Raw genomic sequence first — 493 nt, 5'->3', positions numbered from 1 at the left:
AACGAAAGGAGAAATTTTGGCGGAAAAAAGATTTTATTGGTTCAAAATGGAACAAAGTTTTTTTGAACAAAAGGAGATTAAATATCTGAGAAAACTGCCTGGCGGTGACACATATACAATCATTTATTTGAAGCTTATTTTAAAAAGTTTAGAAAACAATGGAAAACTCTATTATGAAAATATCGGTGATAATTATATCCAAGAATGGGCACTAGAAATCGAAGAAGATGAAAAAGCACTGAATTTTTTAGTTGGGTTTCTTATTAATAAAGGACTAATTGTTGATTGTGGATTTGATGAATTTGAAGTTACAAAGACCAAAACATTGGTAGGTTCAGAAACTGCATCAGCAGAGCGTAAACGTAGACAGAGAGAGCGTGAACGAGCTATTGAACCAACAAAATGCGTGACAATGTCACAGGTCAGTCACATAGAGTCAGATATAGAGTCAGATATAGAGATAGATAAAGAATCAGAATCAGAAAAAAATAAC

1 protein-coding gene is annotated in these 493 nt (G+C 32.7%); it reads left to right on the top strand.

Translation table 11 applies throughout. The features are described from left to right. Window positions 1–16 precede the first annotated feature (16 nt). Window positions 17–493 (top strand): phage replisome organizer N-terminal domain-containing protein (locus RT41_RS10265; RefSeq protein WP_180752727.1); only part of this gene is annotated, 477 nt, incomplete at its 3' end.

This window comes from Lactococcus fujiensis JCM 16395 (genome assembly GCF_002441655.1).
GTDB lineage: Bacteria > Bacillota > Bacilli > Lactobacillales > Streptococcaceae > Lactococcus > Lactococcus fujiensis.
Note: the sequence above shows the minus strand (reverse complement) of the source record. Positions and strands in the feature narration are given on the sequence as shown.